Origin of the sequence: Streptomyces sp. NPDC000594, from assembly GCF_040299965.1 — a bacterium.
Lineage (GTDB): Bacteria > Actinomycetota > Actinomycetes > Streptomycetales > Streptomycetaceae > Streptomyces.
The window spans coordinates 272,992-297,593 of record NZ_JBEPCY010000005.1; the positions used below are offsets into that span (position 1 = coordinate 272,992).

Consider the following 24,602-nt stretch of genomic DNA (forward strand, 5'->3'; position numbering starts at 1 on the left):
GTCGCTCCGGAACGACCGTGATGACTGCACCAGCCACACCGTCCGGGATCCACACCATCCACGAGCGATGGCATTTCAGTACCCATTACGGCGTGCGGGCACGGCTGCCCGCACGCCGTCGGCGTATGCGGACAGGACCCTATGGCCGCACGAGGGTGGCCAGGAAGGACCGTGCGAGAGATATATTACCCGCCGCATCGATCGTTCGGTACTCGATCGCATGCGTTCCGTAGTCGGGAGTCGCGTCGTCCCAGGGCACGGCCCGATGGGTGCCGAGCTTGCCGTGGACCAGACCGTCGATGACCGTTCCGCTCGGGGTGAAGAGGTAGGGGGCACGGGCGTCGGTGGGCCAGCCGTAGTACGTCTGCCAGCCGTCGCCGTTCACCCGGAACTGGGTGACCACCGCCCCCTCCCGGTCGTCCCGGCCGGTCAGCCGCAGGGTGAACGGGCCGTCGTACACATACTCCACCGGCCGCCCCGGCCGCTCCACGGTCCGCAGCGGCGTGGACAGCTCGTACCGGGCCTCGGCGGGGGTCGCGTCCACCTCCCAGCTCAGCGAGGTCTCCGTACCGGCGATCGTGGCGGTGAGCCGATGGCCGCCCGGGGACAGCCGCAGCGCCCCCAGATCGAGATCGCGGTCGTTGCCGGGGTTGGCCACCGGGCGGCCGTCCAGCTCCCACCGCACCACCGGGGTGCGGTCGTCCGGGTGGGTGGTGTCCGCGTGGACCACCGTGCGCGCGCCCACCGGGGACGCGGTGTCGGTATGGGTGGTGAAGACGGCCGGGACCTGGCGGTACGGGGTGGTGAGCGCGGTGTCCACGGTCCAGGAGACGGTACGGGTCAGCGCGGCCGACCCCCGGATCGCCGGATCGCGGACGAAGGGCGTCGGATCCGAGACCGTCGCCGTCACCGTATGTCTGCCGGGTCGCAGCCCCAGGGCCCGCAGATCGAGGGTGCGGGCGTTGCCGGTGCCCGCCACCGTACGGCCGTCGACCCGCCAGACGGTGGTCAGCTCCCCGCCGTTCGGATGCAGGGTGTCCACCCAGACCACCCGGTCGTCGCCGATCGGCGCCCCGTTCGGGGTGTGGCCCTGGACCAGCTGGACCTTCCCGGAGATCCGCTGGACCAGGATCTCCCTGCTGACCTGGTCGAAGGGGTAGCCCAGCGTCTTCATCATCGAGTGCCTGCTGGGCCGCCAGACGCCCCGGGTGCGATAGAGACCGGCCTCGTACCGGCCGATGACCCCGCCCGCCTCGCTCGGTTCGCCCAGCCAGCGCCACCACTTGGCCTTCTGGCGGCGCATCTCGTCCTCGGTGAGCAGGGTGTGGTGGGCGGAGGCCGGCTCGCCGCCGCTGTGGGCGCCGCCGGGCACTCCCCGGGAGTAGTAGTCGTACTCGTCCTGGAGCCCGCCCAGGGTGTGCCCCAGCTCATGCGGGGTGATCAGGGCGGAGAGGGCGTTGCCGCCGGAGGCGGTGGCATGCCGGCCGCCGGTGCCGCCGTAGGTGGTGCTGTTGGCCAGTGCGAGGAGCTGGCGGTTGGCGGCGGTCGTCCCCGGCACCAGATCGGCGACCGCGTCCGCCGCCCGGCCGTCCACCACCAGGGCGCGCTGGACCCCGGCGGGGTCGCAGCCGGACCAGAAGGCCATGCCGAGGGCGGTGTTCCGGCGCGGTGAGTCCAGGCCCGGGTCGCAGTCCACGCCGGACTCGGCCGACGCCACCTCCACCGCCCAGACATTGATGTACGAGCGATAGGAGGCGAAGGGCTCGAAGGACCAGAGCGTCTGGAGGTGCCGTTCCATGTCGGCACGGAAGTCCGGCAGTTCGGCCGAGGTGTAGCCGTCGCCGGTGACGATCAGGTTGTAGCGCTGTTCGGCGGGGCCGGTGATCTGGACCGGGACGACCGAGGCGGCCCGCTGCGGCCGGTCGGTGCCCGAGGCGGCGGCCGGGGGAGCGGCGTTCATCTGGAGGGAGCCCACCAGCAGGGCGCCCGCGACGAGCAGCGGGGCTCCGCGGTGGCGTCGTGCACGGGTCGGGAACATGGCCCTGGAGAGTAGGAGCCGCCCCCGGGGCCGTAAAGACGGCGGATCAGGATCCGGCCGCCGGTGCCGGGGGCGGCCGGGCGGGGGGAACGGGCCCGGGCCCGGGTCCCCTACGGTGGAACGATCATCGGATTCCGGCGGGGAGAAGGAGGCGGCCATGGCCGAGGCGGGTCCACAGGGCGGTTCGGGGGAGGCATCCGGGGGCTTTGTCCGTGCGGGGGTCTGGATCCCGGCGCCGTACCGCGAACGGGTCGCTCCCGCGCACGCCCTGATCCTGGTCGACGTCCAGCGCGCCTTTCTGGCCGGAACGGAGGCGGTGCCCGGCGCGGCCCTGTTGACCGACCGGCTCACCGTGCTGCTGGCGCGGGCGAGGGCGGCGGGCGCGCCCGTGGCCCATCTGCGCAACGACGGGGAGCCGGGCGCGGTCGACGAGCCCGGCACACCCGGGTGGGAACTCCACTTCCCGGTACGGGAGTCGGCGGATGAACGGGTGGTGGCCAAGGCGGCGGAGGACGGCTTCACCGGGACCGGTCTGGGCGCCTTCCTCGACGGGTACGGGGTGCGGCGGGTCGTGGTCGCCGGGGTGCTCTCGGAGATGTGTGTCAGCGCGACGGCCGTAGGCGCCGTCGAGCGGGGGTACGAGGTGGTACTGCCGCATGACGCGCATGCCACCTATGGGCTGGACGACATCCCGGCGGGGGTGGTCGCCCGGGTGGCGGAGCACGCCCTGGGCTCCGACCCGGAGCTGGTGCGCACGGTCGGCGCGGTGGAGTTCACCGCGCCGGGGCGTGCTCACCGGCCTCGGGAGGGCGGGTGAGGGCGCGGCGCTGGCCCGGGGTCAGCAGACCTGGGGCCGCCGCGGTGGTCCACCGCTCGGAGGGGGTACGGCGGAGGGCGACCGGGCCGCCGAGATGGGGCCGGCGGGTGGCCCGCGCCAGCGCGCCGGCCACCCGGTGCGGGGGCCAGCCCAGCGCCTCCGCCAGCTCCCCGGTGGTCAGGGCCGCCCCGCTCTGCGCCAGCGCGGCCACCACGGTGACGGCGTCGGCCGCCGTCTCCTCCCAGGTCGCTGTGGACCCCGGGGCCGCCGTGCCGCTCCCGGGCGCCGTGCCGTCTCCGGCCGGAGCTTCGCCCCCGGCCGGAGCGGACTCCCCGGTGGCTGTGGGCTCCCCGGTGGCCGGGGAGAGACCGCCCGCCATGTCGTCGCCGAGCCGGGCGAAGAACTCCCGCATCAGCTCCATCCGGTCCCCGGCGGGAGTGCCGGGGCCCAGCAGGGCGACACCCCGCGCGGCCGTCCGGGCCCAGCGGACGTTCTTGCGGGCGCTGGCCAGCCAGGCCCGCAGCCATACGTCGTCACCGACGGTGTAGCGCTCCCGCCGCTGGCCCGGCACCCGCTCCCGGCGCACCAGGTCCAGCTCCTCCAGGACGCCGATGGCCTGGGAGACCGAGGCGGGGCTCACCCCCAGCTCCGCGACCAGCCCGGCGGCGGTCAGCGACGCGGAGTCGGTGGCGAAGAGGCGGGTCAGCACCCGGGTGGCCATCGGGGGCATCCCCGAGCGGGCCATCAGCGCGGCGAACTCCTCCACGAACTCCCGTACCGCGACCGTGTCCCGTCCATAGGGGTCGGTGGCCGGGGCCGGGGCCGGGGGAGCGGCGGGGCGCCGCCGGCGGGCGCGTCCCGCCGTCGCGAGATGGGCGTGCTCGGGACGGTAGCCGCCGGGTCCGCCGTTACGGGCGACCTCGCGGCTGACGGTCGAGGTCGGCCGCCCCAGCCGCCGCGCGATCTCGGCATAGCCGATCCCCTCCCCGAGCCAGCCGCCGATGCTGGACCGCTCCTCCTGGGTCAGTCTGCCGCCCGGCATCCGCCCGCCCCTCCCCGTCGCCCGTCGCTTGTCGTCCGCAGTCCGCTGTCCGTCGTGGCCCAGTATCCGTTCACCGCCAGCCCATTGCAACGGCCTGGTGTCTTCGGAGCCTTCACCCTCAGAGTCATTGCACCAAAGGTCAAGTAACGCTGGTAAAAGGGCGATTGAGTCGCCGGAAAGTCTTCAGTCAGACAAAAACGCAACGTAGCTTCATCGCTGACTGAAGACACCGAGCGAGACCGGGGGAGCAGCCTTGCCCACAGACCGCCTCACACTGGAGACCGAGGGACTGAGCATGCGGTACGGCCCGAAGGAGGTGTTGCGCGAGGTCTCCTTCCGGGCCCACCGGGGCGAGGTCCTCGCCCTGCTCGGACCCAATGGCGCGGGCAAGAGCACCACCGTCGAGATCCTGGAGGGCTTCCGTATCCGCTCGGCGGGGCATGTTCGGGTCCTCGGCACCGACCCCGCCCACGGCGGCGAACGCTGGCGCGCCCGGCTCGGCATCGTCCTCCAATCCTGGCGCGACCACGGCAACTGGCGGGTCCGGGAACTCCTCGCCCACCTCCGTACGTATTACCTTCCGTACGCCACCGGCCCGGCCCGCCCGCCCTGGCCCACCGACGAGCTGATCGAGGCCGTCGGCCTCACCTCCCACGCCGACCGCAGGATCAGGACCCTCTCCGGCGGACAGCGCCGCCGTCTCGATGTCGCGATCGGCATCGTGGGCCGCCCCGATGTGCTCTTCCTGGACGAACCCACCACCGGCTTCGACCCCGAGGCCCGCCACGCCTTCCACGCACTCGTCCGCACCCTGGTCGCGGGCGACGCCACCACCGTGCTGCTCACCACCCATGACCTGGACGAGGCCGCCTTCCTCGCCGACCGGGTGGTGATCCTGGCCCGGGGCCGGATCGTCGCCGACGGCACGCCCGCCGAACTCGCCCGCGCCGCCGCCGTCGAGGACCGGGTGAGCTGGACCCAGGACGGCCGCCGCCACACCGTCTCCGCACCCGGCGCCACCGCCTTCGTCCACGCCCTCCTCCAGCGCCACGGGGAGGCCGTCACCGGCCTGGAGGTACGCCCCGCCTCGCTGGCCGATACCTATCTCGCCTGGGTGCGCCAGGCCGAGCGGGACGCCACGGCCGGTACGGGGGAACCCCGATGAATCCCACGAGCCCCCGAAGCCTCAAGAGCCCCATGGGCACCGTCCTGCGCGCCGGCTGGTCCCGGGGACTCACCGAACTGCGCCACTCCTTCACCAACCCCGCCGAGCTGATCTCCCATCTGCTCTGGCCCACCCTCATGCTGATCGCCCTGTACTTCCTGCGGGACCGGTCCTACGGCGAGGAGGGGCTGCTCCTCGGCACCCTCGCCCTCCCCGGCATCCTCGGGATGAATGCCGCCCTCGGCATGATCACCATGAGCCAGCTCCTCACCGTCGAACGCGAGGACGGCACCCTGCTGCGCGCCCGCGCGACCCCCGGCGGGATCCGGGCCCATCTGCTCGGCAAGGTCGTCACGGTCTCCGGCGGGCTCCTCGCCGACCTCGCCCTGCTGCTGATCCCCGGGCTGCTGCTGATCGAGGGGCTGGCCACCCATGACCCGGGCGCCTGGGCCACCCTCGCCTGGGTGCTGCCGCTCGGCATGGCGGCCACCCTGCCCTTCGGGGCGATCCTCGGCTCCCTGGTCACCACCGCCCGCGCCCATGGGCTGATCCAGCTGCCGATGCTGGCGGTGATCGCCGTCTCCGGGATCTTCCACCCGGTGACCGCGCTGCCGGAGTGGACCCAGACCCTCGCCCAGCTGACCCCCGTCTACTGGCTCGCCCTGGGCACCCGCTCGGCGCTGCTGCCCGACAGCGCCGCCGCCGTGGAGATCGGCGCCGACTGGCGGCAGCTGGAGACCGCGGCCGTCCTCGGATGCTGGGCGGCCGTGGGGCTGGCCCTCGCCCCGGTGGTGCTGCGGCGGATGGCCCGGCGGCAGTCGGGCTCCGTGGTGGCGGACCGCCGCGAGCGGGCGCTGCGCCGGGCCGGCTGAGCCCCACCCGTACCCACCCGTGCAGGGGCCACCCGTACCGTCCGCGCGGGGATGCCCGTACCGCCCGCCGCGTCGGGGCGGGCCGGACCACCCGCTCGGACGCACCCGCTCAACCTCCCCGCGGGAGCTGCCGATAGGGACGCCGGACCGGTACCCCGACAGAGAGGCATCCCATGGCAAGGGACAGAGCACGCGGCACAGCACGCGATACGACACGCGACAGGGCGCGGGACACGGCACCCCGCCGCCCCGCACATCGGCTCGCGAGGCGGCTCCGCTCGGGCTCGGCGTGGTCGCGCACGCTGCTCACCGCGGCGGCGACGCTGCTGACGGCCGCGGTCACCGCCCTGGTGCCCGCCCCCACCGCCGCGGCCTCCGACACCCCCGGCACCTATACGAACTACCGGTTCCCGGCGGGCACGGCGGGGTTCTCGGACATCACCTTCCGTACCACCGTCACCCAGGACCCCGGCCGCACCGCGAATGTCTTCTGGAGCCACCAGTTCGCCTTCACCGGCGGGTACACCGCGTACACCGGGATGCAGGCCAACGGGCCCGGACAGGAACGCACCTTCCTCTTCTCGGTCTGGGACGCCAAGGAGGCCCGGGCGGGCTCCACCGGGAGCTACTGCGTCGACTTCGGCGGCGAGGGCGAGGGCAAGAGCTGCCGGCTGCGACGCGACTGGCAGCAGGGGCACACGTACCGCACCACCGTCGCCCATGAGGGCGAGAACTGGTTCGGGGTGACGGTGACCGACGAGACCACCCGGGAGAGCTTCACCCTGGGCAGCATCCGGGCCGCCGCCGCCACGGTATCGCCCCAGGGGATGGTCGACTGGACCGAGTACTTCGAGTGGAACGACCCCCGGGCCTCCTGCTACGACCAGCCCTACTCCCGGGCGGAGTTCGGGCTGCCGCAGGGCGACGGGGAGAGCGTCGCCGCCGCCGTCTCCACCACCAGTACCAGTACGAGCTGCGCCAAGATGAGCGCGGTCACCACCACCGCGACGGGCAGTGCGCAGACCAACGCCATCGGCAACTCCCTGCGCGGAACGATCGGCGGGCCCGGCGGGAAGGTGGTCGACGCCTCGGGCGGCTCGGTCCACGGCACCCCCGCGATCCTCTACCGCGCCACCGGCGGCTCCAACCAGAGCTGGGTCCTCGGCGCCGACGGCGCGGCCCATCTGATGAAGAGCGGACTGTGTCTGGAGGCCACCGGGGGCGCGACCCAGGCCGGTACCGCCGTACGGGTCGCCACCTGCGACGGCGGCCCCGGGCAGCAGTGGCGGGCGGCGAAGGGCGCCCTGACCAACCCGGCCTCGGGCCGCTGTCTCGCCCCCCGGGGCGGCGCCACCACCGACAGCACCCGGCTGGAGCTGGCCGACTGCGACGGGAGCGCCGCCCAGCGCTGGACCGTCCCGGCCACCCCGCGCCCCTGACCCATACCGCCCCCTGACCCGTACCGCCCTGTGATCCGTGCGGACCGGCCGCCGCGCCCGTGCCCCGGGTGCCCCGGTCCGGGTCCGCCGATCCGCGCGGCCGTCCGTGTCCCCGGATCCGCGCCCGCCGCCGGGCGCGCGGGCGCGTCCGGGCTCTTGCCTGGCCCCGCCCCGCTTTGTAGCTTGGCGAAAGCGCTTTCCGAAAGCGCTTTCTCCGTTCTCCCGTGTTCCTCCGCGCTCTCTGTGCCCTCCGTGTACGCCCGCCCCGCTCCGCCCGCCGCACCATCCGTACGACCCCGTGGCGTCCGTACGACCAGCGGCACCGGTGCCCGTGCACCGGCCCGCGCCGCCGCGGCCCCCACCCGGACCGCACTCCCAACCGATGAGGTGAACGGGATGCCCAAGCCACGAAGAGCCCTGCTGGCGATAGCAGCCGGAGCCCTGCTCGCCGCGCTTGTCGCGCCCTCCGCGCAGGCGCGGGTGGAGACCCCGATAGCCGATCCGCTCCCCGACCCGACCCCGTCCCGCCAGGCACTGGTGCTCACCGAGTTCGCCACCCTCCCGAAGTCCGAATCGGTCCCCCCGCCCACGGACGCCCGGCTCAAGCGCTGGGCCCGCGTCAACTACCTGGGAGAAGTCCCCGACCGCTCCGGCCGGCTCTTCGTCCCCGACCTCAATGGCACCCTCCACTTCCTGGACCGGGCCGGCGCCTCCCGCCCCTATCTCGATGTGGCCGCCGCCGTCGGCCCGGACTTCTGGTCCCACCAGGGGCTCGGCAGCGGCTTCGGCTTCGCCGCCTTCCACCCCGCCTTCGCCCGTAACGGAATCTTCTACACCGCGCACACCGAGGGCCGGTCCGCGCTCACCACGAGAACCCCCGATCTGCCCTCCCCGACCGGCGCCCGGCTGCACAGTGTCATCACCGAGTGGACCGCCGACGACCCCGCCGCCCGTACCTTCGCCGGCAGCCGCCGTGAGGTGCTCCGGCTGGGCTTCGCCAACACGTACCACAACATCCAGGAAATCGGTTTCAACCCCAACGCGACCCCCCTCAGCCGGGAGTACGGGCTGCTCTATGTCGCCGTCGGGGACGGCGCGGCGGGCGCGGGCGGCACCGTGCCCCAGGATCTCGCCGTCCCCCAGGGCAAGATCCTGCGCATCGACCCGGCGGGCACCGACGGCCCCGGCGGCAAGTACGGCGTCCCCCGCTCGAACCCCTTCGCCACCGACCCGCCGGGGGCGGGCACCCTCGGGGAGATCTACGCGTACGGGCTGCGCAACCCGCACCGGATCAGCTGGGACACCCAGGGCACCCGGCAGATGTTCACCGGCCATATCGGTGAGCACCGGATCGACTCCGTGTACGAGGTCCGGCCCGGTGACAACTTCGGCTGGAGCAACCGCGAGGGGCCCTTCACCTACCGCAAGGCCGACAATCCGACCTGCGGTGTCTTCCCGCTGCCCGAGGACGACCAGCGGTACGGCTACACCTATCCCGTCGCCGCCTTCGACCACACCCCCCGGGCCGACCGGCCCTGCGGCGACAGCGGCAACGCGCTGATCGGCGGCTTCGTCTACCGGGGCCGGGAGATCCCCGCACTCCAGGGCAAGTACGTCTACGCCGAGGGGGTGGGCGGGCGGATCTTCGCCTCCGATGTCCGGGACATGCGACGCGGCCGGCCGATGGCGACCACGTATCAGCTGCCGCTGGTCGACGCGGCCACCGGAGCGGCCACCACCATGCGCGATCTGGCCGGCCACGCCCGGGTCGACCTCCGTTTCGGGACCGACCGCGCCGGCGCGCTCTATGTGCTCTCCAAGGCCAACGGGCGGGTCTGGAAGGTCACCGATGTCGTCACCGCGCCCTGAACCCGGCCGCCGCCGGGCCGGGGTGCTCACGGCGGCGCTCGCCCTGCTCGTGCTGCCCCTGGCGCCCGTCCCCGCCGCCGCCGGGGCTGACAGCCTGGAGCGGGGACCCGGCCGCCATCTCGTCGCGTACTACGACTTCGCCCACCCGCTCCCGGGCGACCCCTCCCGGGAGCGGGACCTCGGCCGCTCCGGCACCGTCCTCACCCTGGTCAACGGCGGGGAGCGGATGCGGGTACGGGACCGGGAGCGCGGCCTGGTCCTGGAGACCCGGCAGCTGACCCCTGCCGAACGCGGCAACGACGACTGGAAGGCGGGCCTGTACGGACCCCAGGGCGTCCCCTCGCTGCACGCCTTCAACGCCGCCCGCGCCGCCACCGTCATGGGCTGGTTCAAGACGGTCGGCGAGAACCCCGGCCTCAACTCCAACTCCGCCGACCCGGCCGACCGCTATGGCGCCGTGGGCCTGGCCGGGGTGCTCTCCGGCACCTCCCAGGGCCATGATGTCCGCGCCCTGCTGGAGCTGATCACCGTCGACGGGGTGCTGAAGGTGGTGGCCCTCGGCCGCCGGGTCGACGGCGGCCGCTCCCAGACCTTCGCCGCCGACGCCGACTGGCGGCAGGTGCTGCCGCCCGGCCGCTGGGTCCATCTCGCCGCCACCTTCGACTTCGACACCGGCGCGATGGCCCTGTACCGCAATGGTTCCCCGCTGACCGGCTCCGCTGTCCTGACCGGCGACCCCTGGGGGGTGGTGGGACCGCCCGAGCCGGACACCGCGTCCGCCAGCGACCCCCGGGGGATCAAGATCGGCGGCAGCTATCCGCAGAACACCCGGGAGGGCAACCCCTGCTCCTGCCGGATGGACGATCTGATGTTCCTCGACCGGGCGCTCACCCCCGGCGGGATACGGGCACGGTACCGATCGACCCGATAGAGAGGGTATGTATGCGTGCGACTCTCCGGCCCCTGGTGGGGTTACTGGGGCTTGCGCTGGTCTCCACCCCGCTCGCCGCCCCCGCACAGGCGGCCCCCGGGGCCGGCCCGCCGCGCCCCGCCCCCGCCGCGGCCCCGGCTGTCCCGGCGGCGGACACCGCCCCGAGACTCCCGGACGGACTGGCGCTCACCCCGCCCATGGGCTTCAACAACTGGAACTCCACCGGCTGCGCCATCGACGAGAAGATGATCCGCGACACCGCCGATCTGTTCGTCTCGACCGGCCTCAAGGACGCGGGGTACGAGTACGTCAATGTGGACGACTGCTGGGCGGCGGAGAAGCGCGACGCCGACGGCCGTCTCACCCACCACCCGGTCCGCTTCCCCAGCGGGATCAAGGCGCTCGCCGACTATGTGCACGCCAAGGGGCTCAAGTTCGGCATCTACACCAGCGCGGGCACTCTGACCTGCGCCAGGACCATGCCCGGCTCGCTCGACCACGAGGTGATCGACGCACAGACCTTCGCCGACTGGGGCGTGGACTACCTCAAGTACGACAACTGCAACAACCAGGGCCGTCCGGCGCTGGAGCGGTACACGAGGATGCGGGACGCGCTGCGGGCCACCGGCCGCCCCATCGTCTACTCGCTCTGTGAATGGGGCCAGAACAAGCCCTGGGAGTGGGGCAAGGACGTCGGCCATCTCTGGCGCACCACCGGGGACATCAACGACAGCTGGCAGTCCATGCTGGGACTGTTCAAGGCCAACGCCCCGCTCGACCGGTACGCCGGGCCCGGCCGCTGGAACGACCCCGACATGCTGGAGGTCGGCAACGGCGGGATGACGGACACCGAGTACCGCTCCCACTTCTCCCTCTGGTCGATGATGGCCGCGCCCCTGCTGATCGGCACCGATCTGCGCAAGGCGACCCCGGAGGCGCTGCGGATCCTCGCCAACCGTGAGGTCATCGCCGTCGACCAGGACCCGCTGGGGGTCCAGGCACGGGTGGTGCGCGCCCAGAACGGTCTGTGGGTGCTGGCCAAGCCGCTGCGGAACGGGGACACCGCGGTGGCCCTCTTCAACGAGACCGACCAGTCGGCCCAGCTCTCCACCACCGCCGCCGAACTGGGCCTGCCGGAGCGGGCCGCCTATGTGGTCCGCGATCTGTGGCAACGGCACACCTCCCACACCACCGGGACGATCGGCGCCACCCTCCCGGCGCACGCGACCGCGATGTTCCGGGTCACCCCGGGCGGCGACTGGTGGCGGACCCCGCCGGCCGCCTCGCTCACCCTCGATCTCCCCGCCGAGGCCGAGGGGGTGCCCAACACCATCATCCGGGCGGGGCGCGTCCTGCCGGTGAAGGTCACCGTCCGCAACCACGGGCTGCTGCCGGTGAAGCGGGCCCAGCTGGCGCTGGCCCTGCCCGCCGGGTGGCAGGTCCGGGCGCTCGACGCGGCGGACGCCGAGGTGATCAAGCCCGGCGGCAGACCGCTGACCACCCGCTGGCGGGTCCAGGCGCCCACGGACGCACCGCCGGGGCAGGCCGATCTCTCCGTCGCCCTCTCCTATCGGGCACTGGGCCACGGCACCCTGCGGCGTACGGTCGGGGACACCCTGACCGTCCCGGCACGGGTCCCCGCCGGGGTCTCCCATCTGGGCGACCTGGCCTGGGCCTGGGCGAGCAACGGCTACGGCCCGGTGGAACGGGACATGTCCAACGGCGGGCCCAAGGCGCGTGACGGCCGGCCGCTGACCATCAACGGGGTCCGTTACGAGAAGGGGATCGGCACCCACGCCCCGGTCCAGCTGGTCTACTTCCTCGACGGCCGGTGCTCCGGGCTCACCACGGAGGTGGGGATCGACGACGAGCGCGACCCGAGGGAGCCGGAACAGGCCACCGCCACGGCGGAGATCTGGGCCGACGGGGCCAAGCGGGCCGACAGCGGAGTACGCACCTGGCGGGATCCGGCCGTATCGCTCAGCGCCGATCTGACGGGTGCGCGGTATCTGCGGCTGGTGGGCACCATCGGACCCGACACCAATCGGTACGACCGGATCGACTGGGCGTCGCCCGTGCTGACCTGCGACCCCTGACAGAACCCGCCGGCCCGCCGGTCCGGCCCGCCCCGGTGACGGCCGGCGGCGGGCCGGGGGCGGGGTGCGACGACCGGCGGGGGTCCCGGTCGTCGCACCCCGCCCTGCCCCGTCCGCTGCCCCCGTCCACCGCTCCCGCCCCGCTCCGTACGTCCCGTTCCGCGCGCCCCACCACCGCCGCGCGGGGCCTCAACAGCCGCTCTGCCAGGGCTCATTGCCCGCACGACAGGTTCCGACCGCCCCGTACTCTGCTACGTTCCTGGAGCGGGAAACCGGTTTCTCACCGGCCCGCCAGCCGTGCGCAAGCAGTGTGCCCCGAAGGAGAGCGGTCCTGATGGTTGCCTCTAAGCGTGCGAAACGCATCACGATCGCCGATGTCGCGCGGGAGGCGGGGGCCTCCGTGGCGACCGTCTCACGGGTGCTCAACGGCGTGGACACCGTGGCCCCCAACCTCGCCGAGCGGGTCCGCTCGGCCATGGACGACCTCGGCTACCGGCCCAGCGCCGCCGCCCAGGGACTGGCCCGCGGCCGGTCCGGCACGATCGGCGTCCTGGCGCCCGATCTGGCCAATCCCTACTTCCACGACATCATCAAGGCGGTCTCGGCCGTCGCCCGGGAGGCGGGCGGCCGGGTCCTGGTGATGGACTCCAACGAGGACCCCGCCGTCGAGCGGGAGCTGACCGAGGATCTGCTGCGCTACGCCGACGGACTGCTGCTCTGCTCGCCCCGGATGCCCCGGGCCGACCTGGCCGCCATGGCGGGCCGGGGCACCCCCATGCTGGTGACCAACCGCCAGGTGCCGGGGCTCGCGCTGCACTCCATCACGGTGGACTTCTTCCGGGGGATCATGGCGCTCTGCGGCCATCTGGCCCGGCTCGGCCACCGCCGGGTGGCCTATCTGGAGGGCCCCCGGCACGCCTGGGCCAACAGCGAGCGGCTGCGGGCGCTCTCCGGCGCGGAGGCGTTCGGGCTGGATGTCGTCACCCTGCCGTGCGGCTCCACCACCGACGAGGGGTACGCGGGCGCGCCCGCCGCCCTGGAGACCGGGGCGAGCGCGGTCATCGCCTACAACGACTTCGTGGCGCTCGGGGTGCTCGCCCGCTTCGCGGAGCTGGGGGTGCGGGTCCCCGAGGACATCTCGCTGACCGGATTCGACGAGATCGACCTGGCGCGGTTCGCCGCGCCACCGCTGACGACGGTAGCGGTTCCGCGCGATCGGCTGGGCCGGATCGCGGGGGAGGCACTGGGCCGGATCATGGCCGGGCTGGAGGACATCGAGCCCGAAACCGTCCCGGTCGAGCTGCGGGTTCGCAGTTCGACCGGCGTACTGTCTTGACAGCGTCCCGGGTGGGGTGGACCTTGTTCGGGCACAGGGCCGAGTAAGCGCTATCTCACCAGAGGAGTGCCTGACGCGATGTCCCGTTCACTGAGCCACCGTTCAGCAAGGATCGCGCTCGCGGGATTACTGCTCGCCGTGGCCCTGGCCGGCTGCGGCGCTCCCGACGACGGCGACGAGGGCGGGGGCGACCCCGGCAAGGTGCCCGAACGGCCGGCGAAGCCGGTGACCCTGGACATCCTGGATGTGGCGGGGAACCTCCAGCTCACCCAGGGGATGATCGACGAGTTCGTCCGCGAGCACCCGGACATCGTGGCCAAGGTGACCTACTCCAAGGCGCCGGCCCCGGATCTCGCCGGGAAGATCAAGGCCCAGCAGCAGGCGGGCCGGGTCCAGATCGATCTGGTGCTCACCGGGACGGACGGGCTGGCCGCCGGGCTCTCCCAGGATCTGTGGTCCTCGATGGAGGAGCACCGGTCGGTGATCGGCACCCCGAACTATCTGGAGCCCGCCGCCGAGATGCAGAAGCTGGCGCAGGGCAAGGGGACCGCGATCGTCTACTACCCCTCGGGCCCGCTCTTCCAGTACGACCCCGACAAGGTGACCGATCCGCCGAGCACCCCCCAGGAGTTGCTGGCGTGGGCGAAGGAGCACCCCCGGAAGTTCCAGTACGCCGACCCGGCCAACTCCGGTCCCGGCCGTACCTTCCTCATGGGGCTGCCCTATCTGCTGGGCGACAAGGACCCCACCGACCCGGTCGACGGCTGGGACAAGACCTGGGCGTATCTCAAGGAACTCGACCGCTATGTGGGGGTCTACGGTTCGGGCACCACGGAGACGATGAAGAACCTCGCCTCGGGTTCACATGACATGATCATGACAACCACCGGCTGGTACATCAATCCGCGCGCGCTCGGCACCGTACCCAAGAAGGTCCGGGCCGGGCACTTCGACGGGATGACCTGGGTGACCGACGCCCAGTACGCGGTGGTCCCCAAGGGCGTCAGCGGGGACACCATGTCCGCCGCGCTCCAGCTGATCAAGTGGATGCTCACCCCCGAGCAGCAGGCCAAGGCGTACGACGACGGCTACTTCTACCCCGGCCCCGCCATCAAGGGCGTACCGCTGGAGATGGCCCCGGAGAAGTCCCGGCGGACCATCGCCGAGTTCGGGGTGCCCGCCTTCGACGAGTGGATCGACCGCTTCCCCAAGAAGCCCTCGCTCCCCGCCGAACAGCAGGTCAAGGCGTTCGACCTGTGGAACCGCAAGGTCGCGGGAAGCGAATGATGGCCCGCTTCGGCACCCTCCGGCTGGCGGGCGTCTCCCGCAGTTTCGGCCGGCACGCGGCCCTGCGGGATCTGTGGCTGGACATCCGGGGCGGCGAGTTCGTCGCCCTGCTCGGCCCCTCCGGCTGCGGCAAGTCCACCGCCCTCAACTGTCTCGCCGGACTGCTGCCGCTGACCGGGGGCACCATCTCGCTGGACGGTGAGCGCGTCGACTCCGTCGCCCCCGAGCGGCGCGGCTTCGGCATGGTCTTCCAGAACTACGCGCTCTTCCCCCATCTGACCGTCCGGGGGAATGTCGGCTTCGGTCTGCGGATGGCGAAGGTGCCCCGGGCGGAGCTGGTGCGCCGCACCGACCGCGCCCTGGAGCTGGTCCACCTCACCGACCACGCCCACAAGCGCCCCGGGCAGCTCTCCGGCGGCCAGCAACAGCGGGTCGCCATCGCCCGCGCGATCGTGCTGGAGCCCCGGCTGGTGCTGATGGACGAACCGCTCTCCAATCTGGACGCGGCGCTCCGGCTGGAGATGCGCACGGAGATCCGCCGGCTCCATCAGAGCCTCGGCCTCACCACCGTGTATGTCACCCATGATCAGGAGGAGGCGCTCTCCCTCGCCGACCGTCTGGTGGTGCTGCGGGACGGCACGACCCAGCAGATCGGCACCCCGGAGGAGATCTACGGCCACCCCGTCAACCGCTATGTGGCCTCCTTCATGGGGTACCGCAATATGCTCGATGTCACCGTCACCGAGGTGCGCGAGGGGCGGCTCGCCCTGCTGCTCGCGGACGCGAACCCGGTGGGGACCGACCGGGGTCCGCTGACCCGGGGCGCCCGGGGCATCGCCGCGCTGCGGCCGGAGGACCTGGATCTGGCGGAGCCGGGCGCCCCGGGGCGGATCCCGGCCCGGATCGAGGTGGTCGAGTACCACGGCAGGGAACTCGCCGTACAGGCCCGGCTGAGGGACGGCCAGCCGGTGCACTTCCTCACCGCCCACCGGGTCGCCCCCGGCGCCGAGGTGGAGCTGACCGCCGCGCCGGATCGGATGCTGGTCTTCGCCCCGGACACCCCGGTGGACCAGCCGTCCGCACCGTCCCGGGCGGGTTCGGCGGCGGGTTCGGGGGCGGTGGCGCCATGACCGCCGTGCCGCACCACCCCGGCGGGCCCGCACACCCCCCGCCCGGGCCCGCACACCCCCCGGCGGGGCCCACCCGCCCCGCGCTGCGCCACCGGCTCGCCGAGCGCGGGGTCGACCGGACCCTGGCCCTGCTCGTCCCGGGCGCGGTCTTCCTGGCGCTGCTCTTCTGCTACCCCTTCCTCTACGGGCTCCAGCTCTCCTTCCAGCCCCAGCAGGGCGGCGGCCCGCTCGCCAACTACCGGCACTTCTTCGCCGACCCCTATCTGCGCGAGACGGTCGGGATCACCCTGGGCCTGGCGGTGCCGGTGGCCCTGGTGAACTGTCTCGCCGCCGTCCCGGTCGCCTTCCGCACCCGGGGGGTCTTCCGGGGCCGGCGGCTCGTCACCACCCTGCTGGTGATGCCGATCACCCTGGGGACGGTGCTCACCGCCCAGGGCCTGCTGGGCTATCTGGGACCGGGCGGCTGGCTGAACAAGGCCCTGCTGGGCATCGGGATCATCGACGATCCGCTGGTGCTGGTCCACAACTACTGGGGCGTCTTCGCCTCGCTGGTCATCACCGGCTTCCCGTTCTCGTATCTGCTCACGCTCTCGTATCTGACGGGGATCGACCCCACGCTGGAGCAGGCGGCGGCGACCCTCGGGGCGGACCGGTGGCGGCGGTTCCGGCATGTGACGCTGCCCCTGCTGGCCCCCGGGCTCGCCATCACCTTCTGTCTCTCCTTTGTGCTGGCCTTCGCGGTCTTCCCGTCCGCGCAGCTGGTCGGCGACCCCCGGGGGGAGACCCATGTGATCTCGATCGAGGCGTATCAGGCGGCGTTCCAGAAGTTCGACTACTCCCTCGGCTCCGCCATCGCGATGGTGATGGCGGCCGTGATGGCGGCGGTGGTGGTGCTGGTGATGACCTGGCGCTCGCTGCTCTACCGGGGGTCGACGGGGGGCAAGGGCTGATGCGCCGCCCCGGCACCTGGGTCACCGTCCTGGTCTTCGGCTTCTTCTTCGTCAATCTCGCCGGGGTCATCGGGGTCCCGCTGGTGGACTCATTCGGCACCCGCTGGTTCACCACCTGGCTGCCGGAGGGGTGGACCACCCGCTGGTACGGGTCGGCCTGGCGCGAGTTCTCGCTGGGGCAGGTCTTCTGGACCACGGCCCTGGTCAGTGTGCTGGTCGTCGCCGTCTCGGTGGTGATCGGCGTCCCGGCCGCCTATGCCCTCGCCCGCCGGGACTTCCCCGGCAAGCGGCTGGTGCTGCTGCTCTTCCTGCTGCCGATCCTGGTGCCGCCGATCACCTATGGCATCCCGCTGGCGACGGTGCTCTACAAGTTCCATCTCGCCGGCACCCTCACCGGGGTGGTGCTGGCCAATCTGGTGCCGTCGGTGCCCTTCGTGGTGCTGACGATGACGCCGTTCATCGAGCAGATCGATCCACGGATCGAGGCGGCGGCCCGGATGTGCGGGGCCGGCACCGCCTCCGTGCTGCTGCGGATCCTGGCACCGCTGCTGGTGCCGGGGATCCTCGCCGCCTCGGTCCTGGTCCTGGTCCGTACGGTCGGCATGTTCGAGCTGACCTTCCTGACCGCGGGACCGGACAGCCAGACCCTGATCGTGGCGCTGTACTACGCGGTGTTCTCCGCGGGCATCCGCACCCAGCAGTCCATCGACGCCATGGCCGTGATGTACACCCTGTCGATGCTGGTGCTGCTGGTGATCGCGCTGCGGTTCGTCAATCCGACCCAGCTGGTGACCCGGGTGAAGGAGGACCGGAACGCCTGCTGACGAGACCTTTCCCCCTGATGAACCTCCCCCTGTTGAAGAGGTGACGCGCCATGCATCCGCACCCCTCGCGTCGCTCGGCCCTGAGAGCCGGGGGCGCGCTGGCGGCGGGCACCGTCCTGCCCGCCGTCGTCCCCGGTACCGCCGAAGCGCACCGCCGCGGCCCCGCCCCCACCGCGCGGGATCCCTGGAAACGGGTCCCGGACATCCTCGAACGGATCCGGCCGCCCCGTTTCCCCCGCCGCTGGTTCGACATCACCCGTCATGGCGCGGTCGGCGACGGGACCACCCTGAACACCGCGGCGATCCGGTCCGCGATCCGGGCCTGCCACCGGGCGGGCGGCGGGCATGTGGTGGTGCCCGCCGGACGGTTCCTCACCGGGGCGATCCATCTCCTCGACGGGGTGGACCTCCATGTGAGCGAGGGCGGCATCCTCGCCTTCAGCCCGGACCCGGCCGACTATCTCCCCGCCGTCCTCACCCGCTGGGAGGGGACGGAGTGCTGGAACTACTCGCCCTTCGTCTACGCCCATGGCCGGCGCGGGGTGGCCGTCACCGGACAGGGCATCCTGGACGGGCAGGCCCGGCTCGGCCCCTGGGAGAGCTGGTACCGCACCGGCACGCTCCAGGGCCCCGACCAGCGGCTGTTGCGGAGGATGGGGAGCGAGGGCGTCCCGGTCCGGGACCGGGTCTTCGGCGCCGGTCATCATCTGCGGCCCAAGATGATCCAGTTCAACCGCTGCCGGGATGTGCTGATCGGCGATCTGACCATCGTGGACCCGCCCATGTGGACCGTCCACCCGGTGCTCTGCCGCAATGTGACGATACGGAACATCACCGTCGAGAGCCTGCTGCACAACACCGACGGGGTCGACGCCGAGGCGTCCCGGGACGTCCACATCACCGGCTGCCGCTTCAACACCAACGACGACTGTGTGGCGGTCAAGGCCGGCCGGGACGAGGACGGCCACCGGGTCGGCGTCCCCAGCGAGAACATCGTCGTCCAGGAGTGCGACTTCTCCGGCCGCTGGGGCGGGATCACGGTGGGCAGTGAGATGTCCGGCGGGGTACGGAACGTGTTCGCCGAGGAATGCCGGATCAACCCCCTCGACTTCCCCGGCCACTATCCGGTGAAGTACCCCGTCTACATCAAGGCCAGCAAGAAGCGCGGCGGCTTCATCGACGGGGTGTACGTCCGGGGGTTCACCGGCCGGGCCGTCGAGCGCGATGTCGTCTTCGTCAACATGAACTACAACAACGGCGAGGGCGGCACCCATCCGGTCTCGGTGGGAAACATCCATCTCTCCCACACCACGATCGACGGGGCCCGGTCCGTGCTCCAGCTGGTGGGTCTGGAGTCGGACCGGCTGCGCGGGGTCCATCTCTCCCACTGTGCCTTCACCGGGGTGCGCGGCCCCGACTCCATCGCCTTCACCGACGGGCTGACCCGGCACAAGGTCACCGTGAACGGAGTAGAAGTGTCATGATCATGACATTACATCGGGCCCTGAGGGTGCCCCTGCGGAGGTGGCTCGCCCTGCTGGCGGTCGCCGCCCTGGCGTTCACCGGGGCGGTCCCGCCCGCCGGGGCCGCCGACCGCCCCGTGAAGGAGCCCGCCGGGGCCGCCGACCGCCCCCTGAAGGGCCAGGACTCCCCGGCGGAGCGCGCGGACGCCATCCGGGGCTGGACGATCCTCTCCGACAGCGACCGGGGCGCCGACGAGGTCGTGGCCGCCGCCCCCGGGTACGGGATCAACCACCTCCAGATCAGCCATCACATCGTCCATGACCTCCGGCAGGTACGGGAGGAGCGGCGCCGGGTCCAGGCCAACCGCATCACCGACGCCGCCCACCGGGCCGGCATCCGCGAGGTCGCCATCTGGGACCACGCCCTCTACCGGCTCGACTACTACCCCGAACGCTTCCGCACCGGCCCCGGCGGCACCATCGACCTGGACAACCCCGCCTTCTGGGAGTGGTTCAGGAACGACTACCGGGAGATGCTCGACCTCGTTCCCGAGGTGGACTCCGTGGTGCTCACCTTCATCGAGACCGGCGCCCGGGTGGAACGCCAGCACTCCACCCGGCTCCTCACCGAGGAGGCCAAGCTCGCCTATCTGGTCGACCAGGTCGCCGATGTGGTCAACGAGGAACGCGGACTCGGCCTCTATCTCCGGACCTTCGGCTACTTCCCGCAGGAGATGGACCGCACCATCAAGGCCATCGACCTGGTGGAGAACCAGGCCGCCAAGGTCATGATCAAGGCGATGCCGCACGACTTCTTCCTCACCCACCCCGTGGACACCACCGTCACCCGGATCAAGCGCCCGGTGCTGGTGGAGTACGACACCACCGGCGAGTACCACGGCCAGGGGAAGATCGCCAACGCCTTCACCGAGGACCATGTCGACCGGATGCGCTACTACCAGAAACAGCCGAATGTGATCGGCTATGTGGCCCGCACCGACCGGTACAAGGAGTCCCGGATCGTCGGCACCCCCACCGAGATCAATCTGTACGCCCTGGCCCGCGCCGACCGGGACCGCCGGGTGCGGCCCGCCTCCCTCTACCGCGAGTGGGCGGCCCGTACCTACGGCCCCCGGGCCGCCTCCCGGGTCGGTGCCGCGCTCGCCAGGTCGTACGAGATCACCACCTCGGTGATGTACATGCTGGGCACCAACAACGCCAACCACTCCCGGCTGGACTACGACCCCTACTGCAACAGCTACGACCGCTCCATCTCCGGGAAGTGGATCGACCCCCCGTACACCTTCGTCCGGCACTCGGTCCATAAGCGCTACCACTTCTGGACCGGTGTGATCGAGCATCTGGCCCCGGCGTACTGCAAGACCTCGGCCGTGATGAAGCGGGAGAACCCGCATGTCATCGCCAACGGCTGGCTCACCGACAAGAACACCATGAACACCGCCTACCTCCTGGACGTCCTCAAGGAGAAGCGCCACGGGGTGGCCGTCGCCCGCTCCGCGCTCCGTGACATCGAGCGGGCCGAGCGCCATCTCACCCCCGCCCACTACGCCCAGCTCCACGCCTACTTCGACCGGACCGTGCTCACCGCCCGGCTCCATCTCGCCATCAGCGCCGCCTACTTCGGCTACCGGGTCTGGGTCCGGGGACCCGAACACCGCACCGAGCCCCTGCAACGGCTGATCTGGGCCGGGCTCGACGAGGCCCAACGCGTCACCGACACCATGCGCGCCCACCCCGACAAGGGCACCACCGGCGAATGGGAGTGGATCCGCGACGCCACCGAGGCGGACAAGTACCGCACCCGTATCTCCGAGGGCTGGGACCGCTACGACATGATCGCCGTCCCCCGCCCGAGTGTCCGGGACAACCGCCCGAGCACCCGGGAGACCCGTCCGGGCACCGGAGAGACCCGCCCCACCACCCGGGAGAGGTGACCATGTCCCCCACCAGCCGACGCTCCTTCCTCACCCTCGCGGGCACGGTGACCGCCGCCGGAGTCCTCCCGCCCGTCCTCGCCGGACCGGCGCGGGCCGCCGGGGCCACCGTCGCCCGGCTCGCCCGGGACCCCTGGGAACAGGTCCCGGAGATCCTGGCCCGGATCTGTCCCCCCACCTTCCCCGCCCGCCGCTTCGACATCACCCGTTACGGCGCGGTCGGTGACGGACGTACCAAGAACACCAAGGCGTTCCGCGACGCCATCAGAGCCTGCCACCAGGCCGGCGGCGGCCGGGTCGTCGTCCCCCGGGGCCGCTTCCTCACCGGCGCCGTCCAGCTGCGCAGCGATGTCGAACTCCATGTCCAGGAGGGCGGCACGGTCCTCTTCTCGACCGACCCCAAGGACTACCTCCCCGCGGTCCTCACCCGCTGGGAGGGCACCGAGTGCTGGAACTACTCCTCCTTCATCTACGCCAGGGGGCAGCGGAACCTCGCCATCACCGGCCGGGGCACCCTCGACGGACAGGGCATGGCCGGACCCTGGAAGAGCTGGCGCGACCCCGGCGGCAACGCCCTGGTCGACCAGGCGGAGCTGCGCCGGATGGGCACCGAGGGCGTCCCCGTCGCCGAGCGGATCTTCGGCGACGGTCACCATCTGCGCCCCAACATGATCCAGTTCTATGACTGCCGCAATATCCTCCTCCAGGACATCACCATCCTCGAACCGCCGATGTGGACCATCCACCCGGTGCTCTGCCGCAATGTCACCCTCCGGAACGTCGATGTGATCGGCCGCATCAACAACAGCGACGGCGTCGACCCCGAGTGCACCTCCGACATGCTCATCACCGGCTGCCGCTTCCACACCGAGGACGACTCCATCGCCGTCAAGTCCGGCCGCGACGAGGACGGCCACCGGGTCGGCGTCCCCAGCGAGAACATCGTCGTCCGCGACTGCGTCTTCTCCGGCCGCTGGGGCGGTATCGCGGTGGGCAGCGAGATGTCCGGCGGGGTACGGAACGTCTTCGCCGAGAACTGCCGCATCAACCCCACCGACTTCCCCGGCCGCTTCAACCCCCGCCACCCCGTCTTCATCAAGACCAACAAGAAGCGCGGCGGCTTCATCGACGGGGTGTACATACGGAAGTTCACCGGCCGGGCCATCGACCGGGACTGCGTCTACCTCACCACCCGCTACGGCAACCAGCAGGGCGACCGCCCCGCCGTCATCCGCAACATCAGGGTCGAGGACATGGTCCACGACGGCGCCCGGCGCGCCATCAACCTGGAGGGCCTGGACTCCGACCCGTTCACCGGAGTCCATATCGAGCGCTGCCGCTTCACCGGCATGACCCAGCCCAATGTCATCGGCTTCACCCGTGACCTCACCATCCGCCAGGTCTTCGTCAACGGCTCCGAGGTGGTGTACCCATGAACCGCCCCACCGCGCGCGGCGCCCTCTGGGCGGCCGTGCTCGCCCTGCTCACCGGGGTGCTGCTGGCCGCGCCCGCCGCCGCCGCGCCCCGCGAGGCAACCGCCCCGCAGACCGCCCCGCAGACTGCCCCGAGCGCCCCCACGGCCCCGGCCGCCCTCGTCCCCGTGGCACCGGCCGCCGGGGACGCGTACCCCGCCCGGCAGCGCATGCTCCGCGACGCCACCGCCGGACTCTTCCTCCACTGGGGCATGTTCACCCGCCCGATGCACACCGACTGCCGCGCCTGGGAGAAGTCCGTCACCGACGGCGGCTGGTCCGCCCGCTACTGGGTCGACGAGGCCAAGAAGCTGCGCGCGAGCTATATCGTCCTCGCCACCTTCCACTCCCGCCTCGGCTACGCCCGCCCCTGGCCCTCCGCGATCCCCGGCAGCTGCGCCACCGAACGCGACCTCCTCGGCGAACTGGTCCGGGCCGCGCGCTCCCGGGGCATCGAGGTCATCCTCTATATGACCGACGACCCCAAGTGGCACAGCGAGCAGGGGTTCAACACCCTGGACTCGGCCGCCTACTCCGCCCACAAGGGCCGCCCCGTCGACCTCACCACCCGCCAGGGCTTCGGCGAGTACTCCTATGAACTCTTCTTCGAGGTCATGGAGCGCTACCCCAGGCTGGCCGGATTCTGGATCGACAACGACAACGAGTACTGGGAGCAGAACCGGCTCTACGAGAAGATCCGCGAGCTGCGCCCGGACATGACCCTGAGCAACAACAACGAGGACACCCCGGTCATGGACATGGTGTCCCATGAGCAGAAGACCGGGATGACCCCGGCGTACGACCAGCCCTCGGCGATCTGGACCCCGATGCCCCGGCTCACCGAGTCCTGCTACAAGGTGCCCGACACCGGCGCCTGGTGGTACGACGGCCAGGACCGGCCCGTCTCCACCGGGCTCAATGTCGGCCGCTATGTCGCCAACGCCGGAACCTCCATCAAGTCGCTGATGAATCTCACCGCCATGGTCAACGGGCGGTTCCCGCCCCAGCAGCAGCGGTTCACCGACTTCATGAAGGAGTATCTGCCGCCCATCTGGCGCTCGCTCTCCGGGGTCGACGGCGGCGGCTATATGTACGGCGGGATGCAGCCGGGCGCCTGGAACGACGGGGCCTACGGCTATCTCACCGTCAGCCGGGCGGACCGCACCCGCTCCTATGTCCATGTGACCACCCCGCCCACCACCGGCGACCGGGTCACCCTCCGGGACAACGGCCACCGGGTGCGGCGGGTCACCGATCTCCGGACCGGTGAACGCCTGGCCTTCGACCAGCGGGACGGCTCCCTCACCGTCCGGGGCATCACCCGCTGGGACCCCTATGACACCGTCCTCACCGTGGACACCCACCCCCGGCGGGAGGGGCTCCACCCGGCCCGCTCGGTACGGGCGAGCGCGACCTCGGCCAAGGCGGGCTTCCCCGCGTCGGCGCTGACCGACGGCGACTTCACCACCCACTGGGACTCCGACGCCCAGGTGCCCGTCACCGTCGATCTCGACCTCGGGCGGACGAAGAAGGTCCGCTTCCTCGGGCTCAACCAGCGCGAATGGTCCCCCACCTACAACCGGGAGACCTTCGGCCGGGCCGAGGACTCCGCCCGGATCAAGGACTACCGGGTCTCGCTGAGCCGGGACGGCACCACCTGGGAGACGGTCCGGACGGGCGTCCTGGAGAGCGCCCGGGGCACCCGCTTCATCGACCTCGGCGACCTGCGGGCCCGCCATGTCCGGCTGGAGATCGAATCCACCTGGGCCAAGGAGTCCGTACCGCGCTTCCACCGCCAGCTCCAGATCGACGAGATCGCCGTCGGCCACGGCCACCCCCGCGCCCGGGGACGCTGACGGGCACCGCACGGTAGGAGGGGCGGGGGGGGGGGCGCGGGGCGCGCCCCCGCCCCCCAA

General features: G+C 72.0%; 18 protein-coding genes. 16 read left to right on the forward strand and 2 right to left on the reverse strand.

Translation table 11 applies throughout. From position 1 onward, the window contains the following. Positions 1 to 139: 139 nt before the first annotated feature. The gene (locus ABT354_RS10455) at positions 140 to 2,038 is read right to left on the reverse strand and encodes a M64 family metallopeptidase (protein ID WP_351491610.1); all 1,899 of its coding nucleotides are present in this window, start codon (positions 2,036 to 2,038) and stop codon (positions 140 to 142) included. A 157-nt stretch (positions 2,039 to 2,195) separates the two neighbouring features. Between ABT354_RS10455 and ABT354_RS10460 the strand changes: the two genes are divergently transcribed. Next, positions 2,196 to 2,855 carry an isochorismatase family protein gene (locus tag ABT354_RS10460; protein WP_351491612.1) on the forward strand — a complete coding sequence of 220 codons (660 nt, stop codon included), beginning with the start codon at positions 2,196 to 2,198 and terminating at the stop codon, positions 2,853 to 2,855. Here ABT354_RS10460 and ABT354_RS10465 read toward each other — a convergent pair. Next, entirely contained in the window at positions 2,812 to 3,897 is a 1,086-nt protein-coding gene (locus ABT354_RS10465) for a GbsR/MarR family transcriptional regulator (RefSeq protein WP_351491614.1), read from the reverse strand. The genes ABT354_RS10460 and ABT354_RS10465 overlap by 44 nt on opposite strands. A 295-nt stretch (positions 3,898 to 4,192) precedes the next feature. On the opposite strand from ABT354_RS10465, the gene ABT354_RS10470 reads away from it, so the two are divergent. The 15 genes from ABT354_RS10470 to ABT354_RS10540 all read left to right on the forward strand — a co-directional run bounded on the left by ABT354_RS10470 (position 4,193) and on the right by ABT354_RS10540 (position 24,542). Then, positions 4,193 to 5,062: an ABC transporter ATP-binding protein gene (locus ABT354_RS10470; RefSeq protein WP_351492044.1), complete on the forward strand. Its 870-nt coding sequence runs from the start codon at positions 4,193 to 4,195 to the stop codon at positions 5,060 to 5,062. Then, positions 5,059 to 5,934, forward strand: coding sequence for an ABC transporter permease (locus ABT354_RS10475; protein ID WP_351491617.1), 876 nt, complete (start codon positions 5,059 to 5,061; stop codon positions 5,932 to 5,934). Before ABT354_RS10470 ends, ABT354_RS10475 begins: the two co-directional genes overlap by 4 nt. 173 nt (positions 5,935 to 6,107) lie before the next feature. Further along, positions 6,108 to 7,373, forward strand: coding sequence for a ricin-type beta-trefoil lectin domain protein (locus ABT354_RS10480; protein ID WP_351491619.1), 1,266 nt, complete (start codon positions 6,108 to 6,110; stop codon positions 7,371 to 7,373). Positions 7,374 to 7,769: 396 nt separating this feature from the next. Beyond that, positions 7,770 to 9,242 (forward strand): PQQ-dependent sugar dehydrogenase, encoded by a 1,473-nt coding sequence (locus ABT354_RS10485; protein ID WP_351491621.1) that lies wholly within the window; start codon positions 7,770 to 7,772, stop codon positions 9,240 to 9,242. Next, a complete protein-coding gene (locus ABT354_RS10490; protein ID WP_351491623.1) occupies positions 9,223 to 10,173 on the forward strand; it encodes a LamG-like jellyroll fold domain-containing protein in 951 nt (316 codons plus the stop codon). The genes ABT354_RS10485 and ABT354_RS10490 overlap by 20 nt, the downstream gene beginning before the upstream one ends. 11 nt (positions 10,174 to 10,184) lie before the next feature. After that, complete coding sequence (locus ABT354_RS10495) at positions 10,185 to 12,269, forward strand: NPCBM/NEW2 domain-containing protein (RefSeq protein ID WP_351491625.1); 2,085 nt, start codon at positions 10,185 to 10,187, stop codon at positions 12,267 to 12,269. A gap of 334 nt (positions 12,270 to 12,603) precedes the next feature. Further along, on the forward strand, positions 12,604 to 13,605 hold the full coding sequence (locus ABT354_RS10500; protein ID WP_351491627.1) for a LacI family DNA-binding transcriptional regulator: 1,002 nt from the start codon (positions 12,604 to 12,606) through the stop codon (positions 13,603 to 13,605). A gap of 78 nt (positions 13,606 to 13,683) precedes the next feature. Continuing rightward, a complete protein-coding gene (locus tag ABT354_RS10505) occupies positions 13,684 to 14,892 on the forward strand; it encodes an ABC transporter substrate-binding protein (protein ID WP_351491629.1) in 1,209 nt (402 codons plus the stop codon). Further along, positions 14,892 to 16,022 (forward strand): ABC transporter ATP-binding protein, encoded by a 1,131-nt coding sequence (locus ABT354_RS10510; RefSeq protein WP_351491631.1) that lies wholly within the window; start codon positions 14,892 to 14,894, stop codon positions 16,020 to 16,022. Before ABT354_RS10505 ends, ABT354_RS10510 begins: the two co-directional genes overlap by 1 nt. Beyond that, on the forward strand, positions 16,019 to 16,972 hold the full coding sequence (locus tag ABT354_RS10515) for an ABC transporter permease (RefSeq protein WP_351491633.1): 954 nt from the start codon (positions 16,019 to 16,021) through the stop codon (positions 16,970 to 16,972). The genes ABT354_RS10510 and ABT354_RS10515 overlap by 4 nt, the downstream gene beginning before the upstream one ends. After that, positions 16,972 to 17,796 carry an ABC transporter permease gene (locus ABT354_RS10520; RefSeq protein WP_351491636.1) on the forward strand — a complete coding sequence of 275 codons (825 nt, stop codon included), beginning with the start codon at positions 16,972 to 16,974 and terminating at the stop codon, positions 17,794 to 17,796. The genes ABT354_RS10515 and ABT354_RS10520 overlap by 1 nt, the downstream gene beginning before the upstream one ends. 50 nt (positions 17,797 to 17,846) lie before the next feature. Beyond that, complete coding sequence (locus ABT354_RS10525) at positions 17,847 to 19,280, forward strand: glycoside hydrolase family 28 protein (protein WP_351491638.1); 1,434 nt, start codon at positions 17,847 to 17,849, stop codon at positions 19,278 to 19,280. Between the two features lie 2 nt (positions 19,281 to 19,282). Continuing rightward, positions 19,283 to 21,214, forward strand: coding sequence for a hypothetical protein (locus tag ABT354_RS10530; protein WP_351491640.1), 1,932 nt, complete (start codon positions 19,283 to 19,285; stop codon positions 21,212 to 21,214). Positions 21,215 to 21,216: 2 nt separating this feature from the next. Continuing rightward, on the forward strand, positions 21,217 to 22,650 hold the full coding sequence (locus tag ABT354_RS10535; protein ID WP_351491642.1) for a glycosyl hydrolase family 28 protein: 1,434 nt from the start codon (positions 21,217 to 21,219) through the stop codon (positions 22,648 to 22,650). Next, positions 22,647 to 24,542, forward strand: a complete 1,896-nt coding sequence (locus ABT354_RS10540) for a discoidin domain-containing protein (protein ID WP_351491644.1) — start codon at positions 22,647 to 22,649, stop codon at positions 24,540 to 24,542. The genes ABT354_RS10535 and ABT354_RS10540 overlap by 4 nt, the downstream gene beginning before the upstream one ends. Positions 24,543 to 24,602 lie beyond the last annotated feature (60 nt).

Coding starts and splice junctions, on each gene's coding strand:
- ABT354_RS10455 (WP_351491610.1), bottom strand. CDS start 2,038: ATGTTCCCGACCCGTGCACGACGCCACCGCGGAGCCCCGCTGCTCGTC.
- ABT354_RS10460 (WP_351491612.1), top strand. CDS start 2,196: ATGGCCGAGGCGGGTCCACAGGGCGGTTCGGGGGAGGCATCCGGGGGC.
- ABT354_RS10465 (WP_351491614.1), bottom strand. CDS start 3,897: ATGCCGGGCGGCAGACTGACCCAGGAGGAGCGGTCCAGCATCGGCGGC.
- ABT354_RS10470 (WP_351492044.1), top strand. CDS start 4,193: ATGCGGTACGGCCCGAAGGAGGTGTTGCGCGAGGTCTCCTTCCGGGCC.
- ABT354_RS10475 (WP_351491617.1), top strand. CDS start 5,059: ATGAATCCCACGAGCCCCCGAAGCCTCAAGAGCCCCATGGGCACCGTC.
- ABT354_RS10480 (WP_351491619.1), top strand. CDS start 6,108: ATGGCAAGGGACAGAGCACGCGGCACAGCACGCGATACGACACGCGAC.
- ABT354_RS10485 (WP_351491621.1), top strand. CDS start 7,770: ATGCCCAAGCCACGAAGAGCCCTGCTGGCGATAGCAGCCGGAGCCCTG.
- ABT354_RS10490 (WP_351491623.1), top strand. CDS start 9,223: ATGTCGTCACCGCGCCCTGAACCCGGCCGCCGCCGGGCCGGGGTGCTC.
- ABT354_RS10495 (WP_351491625.1), top strand. CDS start 10,185: ATGCGTGCGACTCTCCGGCCCCTGGTGGGGTTACTGGGGCTTGCGCTG.
- ABT354_RS10500 (WP_351491627.1), top strand. CDS start 12,604: ATGGTTGCCTCTAAGCGTGCGAAACGCATCACGATCGCCGATGTCGCG.
- ABT354_RS10505 (WP_351491629.1), top strand. CDS start 13,684: ATGTCCCGTTCACTGAGCCACCGTTCAGCAAGGATCGCGCTCGCGGGA.
- ABT354_RS10510 (WP_351491631.1), top strand. CDS start 14,892: ATGGCCCGCTTCGGCACCCTCCGGCTGGCGGGCGTCTCCCGCAGTTTC.
- ABT354_RS10515 (WP_351491633.1), top strand. CDS start 16,019: ATGACCGCCGTGCCGCACCACCCCGGCGGGCCCGCACACCCCCCGCCC.
- ABT354_RS10520 (WP_351491636.1), top strand. CDS start 16,972: ATGCGCCGCCCCGGCACCTGGGTCACCGTCCTGGTCTTCGGCTTCTTC.
- ABT354_RS10525 (WP_351491638.1), top strand. CDS start 17,847: ATGCATCCGCACCCCTCGCGTCGCTCGGCCCTGAGAGCCGGGGGCGCG.
- ABT354_RS10530 (WP_351491640.1), top strand. CDS start 19,283: ATGACATTACATCGGGCCCTGAGGGTGCCCCTGCGGAGGTGGCTCGCC.
- ABT354_RS10535 (WP_351491642.1), top strand. CDS start 21,217: ATGTCCCCCACCAGCCGACGCTCCTTCCTCACCCTCGCGGGCACGGTG.
- ABT354_RS10540 (WP_351491644.1), top strand. CDS start 22,647: ATGAACCGCCCCACCGCGCGCGGCGCCCTCTGGGCGGCCGTGCTCGCC.